Origin of the sequence: Sphingobium sp. C100, assembly GCF_000508185.1 — a bacterium.
In the GTDB taxonomy this organism is placed as follows: Bacteria; Pseudomonadota; Alphaproteobacteria; order Sphingomonadales; family Sphingomonadaceae; genus Sphingobium.
The window spans coordinates 63,355-76,471 of the sequence record NZ_AYOY01000013.1; the positions used below are offsets into that span (position 1 = coordinate 63,355).

General features: G+C 64.4%; 13 protein-coding genes. All 13 read left to right on the forward strand.

From position 1 onward, the window contains the following. Positions 1–159 precede the first annotated feature (159 nt). Entirely contained in the window at positions 160–1,413 is a 1,254-nt protein-coding gene (locus C100_RS27270; protein ID WP_024018183.1) for a hypothetical protein, read from the forward strand. Positions 1,414–1,584: 171 nt separating this feature from the next. Beyond that, complete coding sequence (gene atpD, locus C100_RS27275) at positions 1,585–3,003, forward strand: F0F1 ATP synthase subunit beta (protein WP_024018184.1); 1,419 nt, start codon at positions 1,585–1,587, stop codon at positions 3,001–3,003. Next, a complete protein-coding gene (locus C100_RS27280) occupies positions 3,000–3,410 on the forward strand; it encodes a F0F1 ATP synthase subunit epsilon (RefSeq protein WP_024018185.1) in 411 nt (136 codons plus the stop codon). Before atpD ends, C100_RS27280 begins: the two co-directional genes overlap by 4 nt. After that, positions 3,407–3,688 (forward strand): AtpZ/AtpI family protein, encoded by a 282-nt coding sequence (locus C100_RS27285; RefSeq protein WP_024018186.1) that lies wholly within the window; start codon positions 3,407–3,409, stop codon positions 3,686–3,688. The genes C100_RS27280 and C100_RS27285 overlap by 4 nt, the downstream gene beginning before the upstream one ends. Next, positions 3,685–3,951, forward strand: a complete 267-nt coding sequence (locus C100_RS27290) for an N-ATPase subunit AtpR (protein ID WP_024018187.1) — start codon at positions 3,685–3,687, stop codon at positions 3,949–3,951. The genes C100_RS27285 and C100_RS27290 overlap by 4 nt, the downstream gene beginning before the upstream one ends. Beyond that, positions 3,948–4,652 carry a F0F1 ATP synthase subunit A gene (locus tag C100_RS27295; RefSeq protein ID WP_024018188.1) on the forward strand — a complete coding sequence of 235 codons (705 nt, stop codon included), beginning with the start codon at positions 3,948–3,950 and terminating at the stop codon, positions 4,650–4,652. Before C100_RS27290 ends, C100_RS27295 begins: the two co-directional genes overlap by 4 nt. Further along, positions 4,649–4,891: a F0F1 ATP synthase subunit C gene (locus C100_RS27300; RefSeq protein ID WP_010405656.1), complete on the forward strand. Its 243-nt coding sequence runs from the start codon at positions 4,649–4,651 to the stop codon at positions 4,889–4,891. The genes C100_RS27295 and C100_RS27300 overlap by 4 nt, the downstream gene beginning before the upstream one ends. Position 4,892: 1 nt before the next feature. Then, positions 4,893–5,645, forward strand: coding sequence for a F0F1 ATP synthase subunit B family protein (locus C100_RS27305; RefSeq protein WP_024018189.1), 753 nt, complete (start codon positions 4,893–4,895; stop codon positions 5,643–5,645). Continuing rightward, positions 5,626–7,146, forward strand: coding sequence for a F0F1 ATP synthase subunit alpha (locus tag C100_RS27310; RefSeq protein WP_024018190.1), 1,521 nt, complete (start codon positions 5,626–5,628; stop codon positions 7,144–7,146). Before C100_RS27305 ends, C100_RS27310 begins: the two co-directional genes overlap by 20 nt. Further along, on the forward strand, positions 7,143–8,009 hold the full coding sequence (locus C100_RS27315) for a F0F1 ATP synthase subunit gamma (RefSeq protein WP_024018191.1): 867 nt from the start codon (positions 7,143–7,145) through the stop codon (positions 8,007–8,009). The genes C100_RS27310 and C100_RS27315 overlap by 4 nt, the downstream gene beginning before the upstream one ends. A gap of 213 nt (positions 8,010–8,222) precedes the next feature. Beyond that, on the forward strand, positions 8,223–10,604 hold the full coding sequence (locus C100_RS27320; RefSeq protein ID WP_031308588.1) for a phosphoketolase family protein: 2,382 nt from the start codon (positions 8,223–8,225) through the stop codon (positions 10,602–10,604). Positions 10,605–10,762: 158 nt separating this feature from the next. Further along, complete coding sequence (locus C100_RS27325) at positions 10,763–12,520, forward strand: PHA/PHB synthase family protein (RefSeq protein WP_024018194.1); 1,758 nt, start codon at positions 10,763–10,765, stop codon at positions 12,518–12,520. A 3-nt stretch (positions 12,521–12,523) separates the two neighbouring features. Further along, positions 12,524–13,117 (forward strand): MaoC/PaaZ C-terminal domain-containing protein (locus C100_RS27330; RefSeq protein WP_024018195.1); only part of this gene is annotated, 594 nt, incomplete at its 3' end.

Below are 13,117 nucleotides of genomic sequence, written 5' to 3' on the forward strand. Positions count from 1 at the left end.
TGCCGCTCACGTGAAATGAAATTTGCATGAGCCAAAGAAGGATCAGGCTATGTTCTGGGTCCAGTTTCTATTCCAGGGAAGCTCGATAGCGTGCCGAGCCTAGAGGAAGCCCGAGTCTCAGACCTCCAGAACGGACGTTCGGAATGCGTTTGCGTAACCTTGGATCGCGCCGCCCTGAGCGACGCACTCGTCCGGGAGACGGGCGATCTGGCAATGCGAGCGTCATATCTGGAAACGCGTCCGCATCTATTCTCGGACGTCGCGGTGTTCATCAATGTGTCCCAACTCGCCGGGATGCAGCGCATCATCGCCGCGATCGAGACGGTCGCCCGCCACCCGGATTATCTGGCAGCCACCATGGCCTGGGCGCCAGTAAGTGCCCGACAGGACTTTGGTCCGCACGGCGTCTTCATGGGCTATGACTTCCATCTGAGCGAGCGCGGCCCGGCCCTGATCGAAATAAATACCAATGCAGGAGGAGCAATGTTGAATGCCGTGCTCGCGCGGGCACAACGAGTCTGCTGTCCTTCCGAGCCGACAGATTTTCTTCGCGCAGATCCGTTTGAGTCCGTGGTCGCGGCCATGTTCTCGAAGGAATGGCGCTATCAACGCGGCAGCGGCGAACCGGTCTCCATCGCCATCGTCGATGACGATCCCGTATCGCAATATCTGTTTCCCGAGTTTCTGTTGACCCGCCATTTGCTGGAGCGGGCCGGCCATAGCGTCTGCATCGCCGATCCTTCTGAATTCGCCTATGCGTCCGGCACTCTTCGCTATGGGGACCGGAATGTGGATCTCATCTACAACCGGCTCGTCGATTTCTCGCTCGATCGACCCGAGCACTCGGCATTGCGAGCGGCATATCTCGACGGCTCGGTGGTCGTAACGCCCAATCCCCATGTCCACGCGAAATTCGCCGACAAGCGCAATCTCACCCTGCTGTCCGACACCGCGCAGCTGCGGGAATGGGGTTTCGACCCGGCAATTGTCGACACGCTTGTTGCCGGGATTCCGGCAACCGAACGGGTCGACAAGGCTTCCGCCGAGCGGCTTTGGGCGGGCCGCAGGCAATTCTTCTTCAAGCCGGCCGGAGGGTATGGGAGCAAAGCGGCCTATCGTGGCGACAAGCTGACGAAATCGGTGTGGGCCGAGATCCTGGAGAGCGACTATGTCGCCCAAGCCTATGTGCGACCAAGCGAGCGGATCATCCGGCTGGATGGAGAGACGGTTAAGCGCAAGATCGACGTTCGTCTCTACACCTATGATGGGGAGCCGCTTGTTGCCGCAGCGCGACTATATCAGGGCCAAACCACCAATATGCGCACCGCCGGTGGTGGGTTCGCGCCTGTTCTGCTGATGGCCGCCGACGATTCGCCGCAGGACTGCGACAGGTGCGCCACTGGCGAGGCGTGAGCCGGACAGAACAGCGAAACTGGCGTCCTGAAAGTCGGGATACATCGGACTTCGCCAGACCGGATTGCATTAGCGATCCGGCGAAGCCGCGGCGCAGAGACGAGCATCCGTATAGTCCCGCATATCGATGCCGCCCGATCTCGCTTTAGCTCCCGTCATGAGAAGCTTGAGATGAGCAGCGCGGCACCCGACATCGATAAGGCGAGCGGACGCGTTTGCGCGATCCGCGGTCCCGTGCTCGACGTGGAATTTGCCGCCGGCTCGCTTCCGCCGGTCAACGATGCGCTGTGCATCGTAACCCCAACAGGGAAGCACATCGCCGAGGTGCAGAGCCATGTCGATGCGCGCACCGTGCGAGCGGTCGCACTCCAGACCACCAGCGGACTCGCGCGCGGCGCCCACGTCGAGGCCACGGGTGCAGCGATCATGGTCCCGGTCGGCGATGCGGTTCTGGGCCGCCTGCTCGATGCCACCGGCGTCATCGGCGACGGCGGGGCGGCGCTTCCAGTGGACGTTCCGCTTCGCCCAATCCATCGCCAACCGCCGCCACTCGATGCCCAGAGCACAGCGACGACGATGTTCGAGACCGGGATCAAGGTGATCGATCTGCTTGCGCCCCTCGCGCAGGGCGGCAAGGCGGCGATGTTCGGTGGCGCCGGGGTCGGCAAAACCGTGCTGGTGATGGAACTGATCAACGCAATGGTCGCACGTTACGAGGGCGTGTCGGTGTTTGCTGGTATCGGCGAGCGCTCGCGCGAAGGGCATGAACTGCTCACCGACATGCGCACTTCCGGCGTGATCGCGAAGACCGTGCTGGTCTTCGGACAGATGAACGAGCCGCCGGGCGCGCGCTGGCGGGTCGGTCTGACCGCGCTTACCATCGCCGAATATTTTCGCGACGAGCAGAAACGCAATGTGCTGCTGTTGATGGATAATGTCTTCCGCTTCGTCCAGGCGGGCAGCGAAGTTTCGGGGCTCTTAGGGCGGATGCCGTCGCGGGTCGGCTATCAGCCGACGCTCGCGAGCGAAGTCGCGGCGCTCCAGGAGCGGATCGCCTCGGTCGCGGGCGCATCGGTGACCGCGATCGAAGCGGTCTATGTGCCTGCGGATGATTTCACCGATCCGGCCGTGACGGCGATCTCGGCGCATCTCGACAGCAATGTGCTCCTGTCACGCACGATGGCCGCGGAGGGCATGTACCCGGCGATCGATCCGCTTGCCTCCACCTCGATCCTGCTCGATCCGCTGGTCGTGGGCGAGGACCATTATGCGCTGGCCCAAAAGGTCCGCGAGACGATCGCTCATTATCGCGAGCTGCAGGACATCATCGCGCTGCTCGGCATGGAGGAGCTGGGACAGGAGGATCGGCTGATCGTTGGCCGTGCCCGCCGACTCCAGCGCTTCCTGACGCAGCCTTTTGTCGTAACACAGGCTTTTACAGGCCAGCCCGGACGATCGGTGCCGCTCCACGCCACACTCGATGGCGTGCGCGCTATCCTCGGTGGCGAGACCGACGACTGGCACGAAAGTGCCTTCTATATGGTCGGAGACCTGGAAGAGGCGCGCGGCAAGGTGGGGCCCAAGCCATGAGGCTGCGCATCACTGATCCCACCGCGATCATGGTCGACCGGGAGGTCGCCGCAATCCGCGCCGAGGATGCGACGGGCAGCTTTGGGATCCTGAACGGTCACGCCGATTTCCTGACCGCGCTCGATATCTCGGTCGTCTCCTGGCGCGACATGGACGGGCGCGCCGGCTACTGCGCGGTGCGCAACGGCATTCTGACGGTGAGTGGCGGCAATGACGTCTCGATCGCGACGCGCGAGGCGCATGTCGGCGATGATCTCGACGAACTCGAGACGGTAGTGCTTAGGGGTTACCGTGAGCGCGGCGATGCCGAACGCAGCGGTCGCACCGCCGCGACGCGGCTGCGCATGCGCGCGATCCGGCGCATGGTCGAGGCGCTGCAGGGCGTGCCGGCGGAGATCGGTCTATGACCCAGGATCTGCCACCCGAGCAGGAACGGCTCGTGGACGCGGTCAAACAGCGCGCTGAACGTCGACGCAGGGCGCGGGGATTGCCCTCCTTTGCGCGCAATTTCGGCCAGATCGGCGTGCTTGGCTGGCAGGTCGTCGTGCCGGCGTTAATTGCGCTCGCGATCGGCCGCTGGCTCGACCATCGGCTGTCCAGCGGTATCTTCTGGACCGCGCCGCTGCTGATCCTTGGCGTGAGCCTCGGCTGCTGGTCGGCCTGGAAGTGGATCGGGCGGCAATGACGCCCTGGGCCGTCCTCCTGTTTCTGCTGCTCGGCGCCGCTGCCGGAACAGCACATTACCTGGCTATCGCGAAGGATGCTGACCTGCTCGTCCATGGCGGATCGATTATGCTGTCGCTCGGCCTGCGGCTCGGTCGGATGCTTCTGACGCTCGGCGTGCTGCTCGTTGCCGCAAGGCAGGGCTGGGTGGACCTACTCGCGGCTGCGGCCGGGTTCATGGCGGCGCGACAGGTCGTGCTGCACCGACTGAAAGCGGTGTCGTGAAGTTCGCCTCTCCGCTCGAAAGCCATATCCTGTTCACGATCGGACCGGTTCCGATCAGCCAGCCGGTCGTCACGACATGGGGCATCATGGCGGTGCTGACGATCGGTTGTTGGCTTCTGACCCGGCGGCTCGGCCTTCGTCCCACCAGGACCCAGGCGGCGCTGGAACTGGTGGTCGAAGTGATCGCGCGCCAGATTCGCGAGACGATGGACGCTGAGCCACGGCCCTATCTGCCCCTGATCGGGACGCTCTTCATCTTCCTGCTCGTCGCAAACTGGTCATCGCTCTTGCCCGGCGTCGAACCGCCTACGGCGGCCCTCGAAACCGATGCGGCGCTGGCCTTGATCGTGTTCGGCGCGACGCTCTGGTTCGGTGTCCGGGCGCTTGGCGCGCGCGGTTATCTGCGCAGTTTCGCGCAGCCGTCGATCCTGCTCGTGCCGCTCAATCTCGTTGAGCTGTTCACCCGCAGCTTCTCCTTGATGGTGCGCCTGTTCGGCAATGTCATGAGCGGCGTGTTCATGATCGGCGTCGTGCTGAGCCTTGCCGGGTTGCTCGTACCGATCCCGCTGATGGCGCTCGAGATGCTGACCGGAGCCGTCCAGGCCTACATCTTCGGCGCGCTCGCAATGGTCTTTATCGGCAGCGCCATCAGCGAAGCGAACCCATCCCCGAAAGCGCCGAACCACGAGGTCTCTTCATGAACTGGATCCACATCGTCAGCATCCTCGGCGCGGCGTTCGCCATCGCCATCGGCGCGATCGCGCCGGCACTCGCCCAAGGCAAGGCGGTCGCCGCAGCGATGGATGCGATCGCTCGCCAGCCTGAGGCGGCGAACACCGTCTCGCGCACCCTGTTCGTGGGCCTGGCCATGATCGAGACGATGGCGATCTATTGTCTCGTGATCGCGCTGCTGCTGCTCTTCGCCAATCCCTTCGCTTGACATGCGTATCGACTGGTGGACGCTGGCGCTGCAGGCGATCAACGTCGTCATCCTCGTCTGGCTGCTCGCACGCTTCCTTTTTCGTCCGGTGATGGGGGCTATCACCGCGCGCCAGACGGCTATGGACCAGCTGCTCGCCGATGCGGAGTCTGCAAAGGCAGCTGCGCTCAAGCTGGAAGCGGATCTTAAGGCGCAGACCGACGCCTTCGCCGCCGATGGAGAGGCACGCCGGTCAGCTTTGCTGGCCAGCATAGAGGCCGAACGCAGCCGCCTCCTTGATGCGGCCACGATCGAGACCGATGCAAAAGCGAAGCAGGCGCTTGCTTCTGTCGAGGACGCGCAAAAGGGCATGGCGACACAGCTAGAGGAAAACGCGGCCGTGCTCGCGGGCCAGATGGCGTCTGCGTTGCTGCGCCGGCTACCGGCCGCGGGCACCACCGATATGATGTTCACTGCCCTGCTCGAACGGGTCGAACGCTTGCCGGTCGAGGAACGCCGAGCCCTGGCCGGTGACACTCCTCTCGCCATCGTGACGCCGGCCGCGCTCGATGGGGAGACCCAAGCGCGATGCGTGCAAAAGCTCGAAGAGGCACTGCCGGGGCTTGCAGCACCGAACTTCACCGTCGATCCCGCGCTGATTGCCGGGTTCGAGCTCCATGGACCGCACATGCTCGTCCGTAACAGCTGGCGAGCCGATCTCGACACGCAGCTGGCGGCACTCAAGGAGGACGATCATGCCGGGCTCCGCGGATGAATGGCTTGCCCGGGCCGCGACGCGCGTGGCCGCGGCGGAAATCGGCGCACAGGTCCGCCAGATCGGCCGCGTCGAATCAATCGGCGATGGCGTAGCGCTGGTCTCGGGTTTGGCGGAGGCACGGCTCGACGAATTGCTGCAGTTTGCCGGAGGTCAGGCGGGCTTCGTACAAACGCTCGACCGCGATCGCATCGGCTGCGTGATGCTTGAGGATGCTGACAGCATCGAGGCGGGGGACATCGTCTCGGGCACCGGCGCAGTGGTGCGCACGCCGGTGGGGCGAGGACTGCTCGGCCGTATCGTCGATCCACTCGGCCGACCACTCGATGGCGGGGCGGCGATCGTCGCCGAGCGGTTCGAGTCGGTGGAGCGCCCCGCGCCGTCGATCATCGATCGCGACCTCGTCGTTCAGCCGGTGCAGACCGGGATATTGGTCATCGACGCGATGTTCGCGCTCGGCCGCGGCCAGCGCGAGCTGATCCTGGGCGACCGCGCGACCGGCAAGACCGCGCTCGCCGTCGATGCGATCATCAACCAGCGGTCGAGCGACATGATATGCATCTATGTCGCGATCGGCCAGAAATCCTCCAGTGTCGCGCGCGTGATCGATCAGGTGCGCCGCCATGGCGCGCCGGAACGCTGCATCTTCGTGGTCGCGAGCCCGGCTTCCGCACCGGGGTTGCAATGGATCGCGCCGTTTGCCGCGTTCACCATGGCGGAATATTTCCGCGATCAGGGCGGCCATGCGCTCGTTGTGCTCGACGACCTCACCAGGCATGCCGCCACGCACCGCGAGATCGCGCTGCTGACCGGCCAGCCGCCGGGACGCGAGGCCTATCCAGGCGACGTTTTCTACCTCCATTCGCGGCTGCTGGAGCGCGCCGCCCGCATGTCGCCCGAAAAGGGCGGCGGTTCGCTCACGGCGCTGCCGATCGCGGAGACCGATGCCGGCAATGTCAGCGCCTATATCCCGACCAACCTGATCTCGATCACCGACGGGCAGATCGTGCTCGACACCCGGTTGTTCGCCGAAGGCCACAAACCCGCGGTCGATGTCGGCACCAGCGTCAGCCGCGTGGGCGGCAAGACGCAGGCCCGGGCGCTGCGGGACGCGAGCGGCACGATGCGGCTCGACTATGCCCAGTTCCTCGAACTCGAGATGTTCACCCGCTTCGGCGAGCAGCCAGAGCCGCGCGTGAAGGCCCAGATCGAGCGTGGCAGGCGGCTGCGCGCATTACTCTCCCAGCCGCGCTTCCAGCCTCTGCGGGTCGTCGATCAGGTGGCGCTGGCAATCGCGCTCACGGAGGGCCTCCTGGATGCCCTGGCGATCCCCGACATCACTGCGATCCGCGCGACGCTGCCGTCATGGCTCGATGCCAACGCCGCCGAGCTCACAGGGCAGGTCGAGGATAAGGGGACAATGGATGCGACGTTGCGGGCCGCATTGTTGGCGGCCGTGCAACGGATGATCGCCAGTTCCAGCGCTGGCGCCGCGACATGAGCGATCGTCTGGCCACTGTCGGGCGACGGATCGCCACTGTGCGGCAACTCGGTGCGGTGGTCAATGCGATGCGCGGCATCGCCGGCGCCCGTGCCCAGCAGGGCCGCGCGTTGTTGCCCGCGATCCGCGCCTATGCCGCGACGGCGGGTCATGCGATTGGGAAGGCGCGGCAGCTACAGACAGGACCTGCGGCACCGCCGCTGAACAGCGCAAAGGGCAAGACAGGTCTTATCGTCTTCGGCGCAGAGCAGGGGTTCGCGGGCGCCTTTCCAGAGCAGGTCTTGAACGCCGCTGCGAGCGATTCCCAAGCGGCGCACTTCTTCCTCGTCGGCGACCGTGCCGCCGCGCTTGCTGCCGAGCGGTCACTGCCCGTCGCTTGGGCCACCAGCCTTCCCAGTCGCGCCGCTGCGCTTGCCAATATGGCAACCGAACTGCTTGGCGCCCTCTACGATTATGTGGCCGTGGCCGGCGCGGTCCCGGTCGCAATGATCTATCCGGTCTGGACGGCAGGGCATGGTGCGTCGGTCGTCCGCCGCAGCCTTTTGCCGCTCGATCCCGATATGTTTCCGCCGGAGCCAGTTGGGTCGATACCCCTGATCAATCTGCCGGCAAGCGACCTCGTCGAGCGCTTGGCCCAGGAATATGTCTTCGCCCAGCTGTGCGAAGCGGCCACCGAGGCCTTCGCCGCTGAAAACGAGGCTCGCATGGCGACGATGGCGGCCGCGAAAACCAATATCGACGCCAGACTCCAGGCACTTGAACGCGAGGAACGGCTGACGCGTCAGGAGGAAATCACCGCCGAGGTGGTTGAGCTGGCGGCCGGGGCACGCGCACGCGGCCGAACCAGGGCGGTATCGGAGTAGGGGGCCGAGCTGATGCCGGAAGCGACGTGATTGCCTGGTATAAGTGTGCGGCACTGCCATCCGTATCAATACGCATGTTGTGAGCAGTCTGCGCCATTCATGGGTGCGCAAGCAGTTTGAGCGCTGCGCGGTGGCGCATCAGCGCTCCGGCAAACACCAGCTCCGGCTCGGCGGCCGGGAAACCATGCCTTTTCAGTTTCAGGAAGAATGACCATGGACCCGCAGCCCGAGGCGACAGGCCAGCCACTCTCCAGCGATGAGATCGGCCTGATCCACGCTTGGTGGCGCGCCGCCAATTACCTCTCGGTTGGACAGATTTATCTGCTCGATAATCCGCTGCTCCGCGAACCGCTCAAGATGGATCACGTCAAGCCGCGGCTGCTTGGACACTGGGGTACGACCCCCGGGCTTAACTTCCTCTATGTGCACCTCAATCGTGTCATCAAGGCGCGCGGCCTCAATGCGCTCTTCATCGCCGGGCCTGGTCATGGCGCACCAGGTGTCGTCGCCAACACATGGCTCGAGGGCACCTATAGCGAAGTCTATCCTGCCATCGGTCCCGACGAAGATGGCCTGCGCCAGCTTTTCCGGCAATTCTCCTTCCCTGGCGGCATTCCCAGTCATGCGTCACCCGATACGCCCGGTTCAATCCATGAAGGTGGTGAACTGGGTTATTCTCTTCTGCATGCGTTTGGCGCCGCCTTCGACAATCCCGATCTGATCGTTGCTTGCGTCGTCGGCGACGGCGAAGCGGAGACCGGACCGCTGGCGACCTCGTGGCACAGCAACAAGTTCCTTAATCCCGCGACCGACGGGGCCGTTCTGCCAATCCTGCATCTCAACGGTTACAAGATCGCAAGTCCGACTGTCCTTGCGCGCATTTCGCACACCGAGCTCGACGCGCTGTTTCGCGGTTATGGCTACCTGCCGATCTTCGTCGACGGCGAGGAGCCGGACGCGATGCACCGGGCGATAGCGGCCGCGCTAGACGACGCGGTCGATCGGATACACGCGATCCAGAAGGCCGCGCGCGACGGTGGGGTCACGACGCGTCCGCTCTGGCCGATGATCGTCCTGCGCAGCCTAAAGGGCTGGACCGGACCCAAGATCGTCGACGGGCAGAAGAGCGAAGGCTTCTGGCGGGCGCACCAGGTCCCGTTCACGATGGACAAGCCCGAGCATCTTGGGCTGCTCGAGGAATGGATGCGCAGCTACCATCCGGAAGAACTGTTCGATGATGGCGGGCGGCTTCGGCCCGAAATTGCGGCTCTGGCTCCGCGCGGCGACCGGCGGATGAGTGCCAATCCGCATGCCAATGGCGGGGCTCTGATGCGCCCTCTGCGGTTACCCGACTTCGCATCCTACGCGGTCCCGGTTGTTCATCCCGGCGAGAGCGACGGCGAGGCGACCCAGGTGATGGGTACGTTCCTGCGCGACGTGGTGCGGGAGAACGCCCAGGCCCGCAACTTCCGCGTTTTCGGTCCGGACGAGACAGCATCCAACCGGTTGCAGACGATCTTCGAAGCCACCGACCGGAGCTGGGACGCGGAGACGATCGCGGACGATGTCCATCTCGATCCCAGCGGACGCGTGATGGAGGTGCTGAGCGAACATTGCTGCCAGGGATGGCTGGAAGGCTATCTGCTGACGGGCCGCCACGGCCTGTTTTCCTGCTATGAGGCGTTCATCCACATCGTCGATTCGATGGTCAACCAGCACGCCAAATGGCTGAAGACGGCGAAGGAGGTGCCCTGGCGTCGCCCGATCGCTTCGCTCAATTATCTGCTGACCTCTCACGTCTGGCGCCAGGATCATAATGGCTTCAGCCATCAGGATCCCGGATTTGTCGATCATGTCGTCAACAAGAAGGCTGACATCGTGCGGGTCTATTTCCCGCCCGACGCCAATACCCTGCTTTTTGTCACCGACCATTGCCTGCGCAGCTGGGACCGAATCAATGTCATCGTTGCCGGCAAGCAACCTTCACCCCAGTGGCTCGACATGAATGCGGCGATCAAGCACTGCACGCGCGGCATCGGTATCTGGGATTGGGCCAGCAACGATCGCAGCGGAGAGCCGGATGTCGTCATGGCGTGTGCTGGCGACGTTCCAACGCTGGAGACACTGGCCGCGGTCAGCCTGTTGCGTGTGCAACTCCCCGAGCTCAAGGTCCGCGTCGTCAACGTCGTCGATCTGATGACGTTGCAGCCCAACAGCCAGCACCCTCATGGGCTCAGCGACAGCGCGTTCGACGCGCTCTTCACGACGGATAAGCCGGTCATCTTCGCCTATCATGGCTATCCGGCACTAATTCATCGGCTCACCTACAAGCGTACCAACCACCAGAATATCCACGTCCACGGGTTCGAAGAGGAGGGCTCGACGACGACGCCGTTCGACATGGTGGTCCGCAACCATCTCGACCGCTTCCATCTCATGGGGAAGGTTATCGACCATGTGGAGCTGCCCGATAGCGCGGCCGCCTACGCCAAGCAGACGATCGATGATCAGCTGGTCGAGCACAAGCGGTACATCGCGGCACACGGGATCGATATGCCTGCCGTTCGCGACTGGCGGTGGCCCTCTGGAGCCTGAGGGGTCACCGAGACGGGCGGTTTGGGAGAGCCCCGCCTCGAGAGACATGGCAGGCATTATGCGCGTGCGCTCGTTAACGGACAAGCATCTGGGGACATCACGTAATGTTGTTTCGAGCCATGCCGGGCATGCCGCGACGTCCCCCGGAGAAACGCTGCATGATCGATACGTCCGCAGACTGTGCCAAGTGCGACCCACTCGACGGCATCGCTCGGACGCTCGACCATGCCTCGGCCGCGGCAATCGCGCAGATGACCTCTGGCCTGTCGCCGGTGACAATGATGCAGGCGTGGCTGGACTGGTGTGCTCATCTCACCATATCGCCGGGCAAGCGGCTGCAGCTTGCCGGCAAGGCAGGGCGAAAGGTCCAGCGGATTGCCGATTATGCCGTGCGACGTGTGGGGCAGGTCGATGCCGCGCCGGCGATCGAGCCGCTACCGCAGGACCGGCGCTTTATCGATCCGGCCTGGCGGCAGTTCCCTTTCGACCTGATCTCGCAATCCTTCCTTCTCACCCAGCAATGGTGGCATGCGGCGACCACCGGCATCAGCGGCGTGTCCAGGCATCATGAAGAGATGGTGGCGTTCGCGGCACGGCAGATGCTCGACGTCATCGCGCCCACCAACTTCCTCGCGACCAATCCCGTGCTCCAGCGCAAGATCATCGAGTCCGGTGGTGAGTGCCTGGTCGAGGGTGCGAAGCATTGGATGGAGGATGCGGAGCGGCGCGCCCGAGGCGAGCCGCCCGTAGGGACTGAGGCGTTCCGCGCCGGGGAGACGGTGGCGATCACGCCCGGCAAGGTGGTGTTCCGCAACGCGCTGGTCGAGCTCATCCAATATGCGCCGACGACCGGGATTGTCCGCCCCGAGCCGATCCTCATCGTTCCCGCCTGGATCATGAAATATTACATTCTCGACCTGTCGCCGGAGAACTCGCTAATCCGCTGGCTGGTGGCCGAGGGCTATACCGTGTTCGTCCTGTCCTGGCACAATCCCCAGAGCGCGGACCGCGACCTCGATATCGACGCCTATCTTCGCCTCGGGCCGATGGCGGCGCTCGACGCGGTCATAGCGATCACGGGCTCGGACAAGGTCCACGGCGTCGGCTATTGCCTGGGCGGGACGCTGCTGGCGATCACGGCGGCGGCCATGGCTCGCGACGGCGACGAACGCTTCGCATCGCTCAGCCTGTTCGCGGTGCAGACCGAGTTCAGCGAGCCGGGCGAGCTCGGCCTGTTCATCGACGAGGCGCAGCTCAACCTGCTCGACAATATGATGTGGAGCCGTGGCTATCTCGACAGTAGCCAGATGGGCGGCGCCTTCCAGATATTGCGGTCCAACGACCTGATCTGGTCGCACATCCTCGGCACCTACCTGATGGGCGAGCGCGAACCCATGACCGACCTGATGGCATGGAATGCGGACGGCACCCGCATGCCCTACGCCATGCACAGCGAATATCTGCGCACGCTCTTTCTCGACGACGATCTGGCCGAAGGCCGGTTCAAGGTCGAAGGGCGCACGATCACGCTCTCGTCGCTGCGTCAGCCGATCTTCGTGGTGGGGACCGAGCGCGATCTTGTCGCGCCGTGGCGGTCGGTCCACAAGCTGCACTGGCTGAGCAGCGCCGAGATCCGCTTCGTCCTGACCAGCGGCGGCCACAATGCCGGCATCGTGTCCGAGCCCGGGCATCGCCACCGCAGCTATCATGTCGCGACCCGCGTCCTCGACCGCCCCGCGCTCGATCCGGACGATTGGCTGGACCAGGCCGAGGCGCGCGAGGGATGGTGGACGGACTGGGTGGCCTGGCTCGGCGATCATTCCGGCGCGCCGCAGGCCCCGCCGCCGATGGGTAATCCGGACAGGGGCCTCGTAGCGCTCTGCGATGCACCCGGCCATTATGTGCTGGAGCGCTGAGCAATGGGCAGCCTCAAAATGATCGAGAACCGGACCTTCGACGAGATCGTCGTGGGTGAGACGGCGAGCGTCACGCGGACCTTGGGCGAGCAGGACATTCAGCTGTTCGCCCTGGTTTCGGGCGACGTCAATCCGGCCCATCTCGATGCCGAATATGCCGCCGGCGACATGTTCGGGCGGGTGATCGCGCACGGCCTATGGGGTGGTGGTCTGATCTCGGCCGTGCTCGGCACGCAGCTCCCTGGGCCGGGCGCGATCTATCTGAGCCAGAGCCTTCGGTTCAAGCGACCCGTAGGGTTGGGGGATACGATTGTCGCGTCGGTCACGGTACGCGAGAAGCGCGCCAAGCATCATATCGTCGTCTTCGACTGTTGCTGCATCAACCAGGCCGGCGAGGAGGTGATCAACGGCGAGGCTGAGGTCAAAGCGCCAACCGAGAAAGTAAGGCGCCCGCGCATGGCGCTGCCCGATATCCAGCTCTCGGATCATGACGGCTTCCGCCGGCTGATCGAGATGACGAGAAGCGTCGAGCCCGTTCCCACGGCGATCGCACATCCCTGCACCACCGCCGCGATCCTGGCTGCGGCAGCCGCCGCC

Excerpts from the sequence above, each read along its gene's own strand:
- atpD (WP_024018184.1), top strand. The coding sequence starts at position 1,585 with ATGAGCAGCGCGGCACCCGACATCGATAAGGCGAGCGGACGCGTTTGC.
- C100_RS27280 (WP_024018185.1), top strand. The coding sequence starts at position 3,000 with ATGAGGCTGCGCATCACTGATCCCACCGCGATCATGGTCGACCGGGAG.
- C100_RS27285 (WP_024018186.1), top strand. The coding sequence starts at position 3,407 with ATGACCCAGGATCTGCCACCCGAGCAGGAACGGCTCGTGGACGCGGTC.
- C100_RS27290 (WP_024018187.1), top strand. The coding sequence starts at position 3,685 with ATGACGCCCTGGGCCGTCCTCCTGTTTCTGCTGCTCGGCGCCGCTGCC.
- C100_RS27300 (WP_010405656.1), top strand. The coding sequence starts at position 4,649 with ATGAACTGGATCCACATCGTCAGCATCCTCGGCGCGGCGTTCGCCATC.
- C100_RS27305 (WP_024018189.1), top strand. The coding sequence starts at position 4,893 with ATGCGTATCGACTGGTGGACGCTGGCGCTGCAGGCGATCAACGTCGTC.
- C100_RS27310 (WP_024018190.1), top strand. The coding sequence starts at position 5,626 with ATGCCGGGCTCCGCGGATGAATGGCTTGCCCGGGCCGCGACGCGCGTG.
- C100_RS27315 (WP_024018191.1), top strand. The coding sequence starts at position 7,143 with ATGAGCGATCGTCTGGCCACTGTCGGGCGACGGATCGCCACTGTGCGG.
- C100_RS27320 (WP_031308588.1), top strand. The coding sequence starts at position 8,223 with ATGGACCCGCAGCCCGAGGCGACAGGCCAGCCACTCTCCAGCGATGAG.
- C100_RS27325 (WP_024018194.1), top strand. The coding sequence starts at position 10,763 with ATGATCGATACGTCCGCAGACTGTGCCAAGTGCGACCCACTCGACGGC.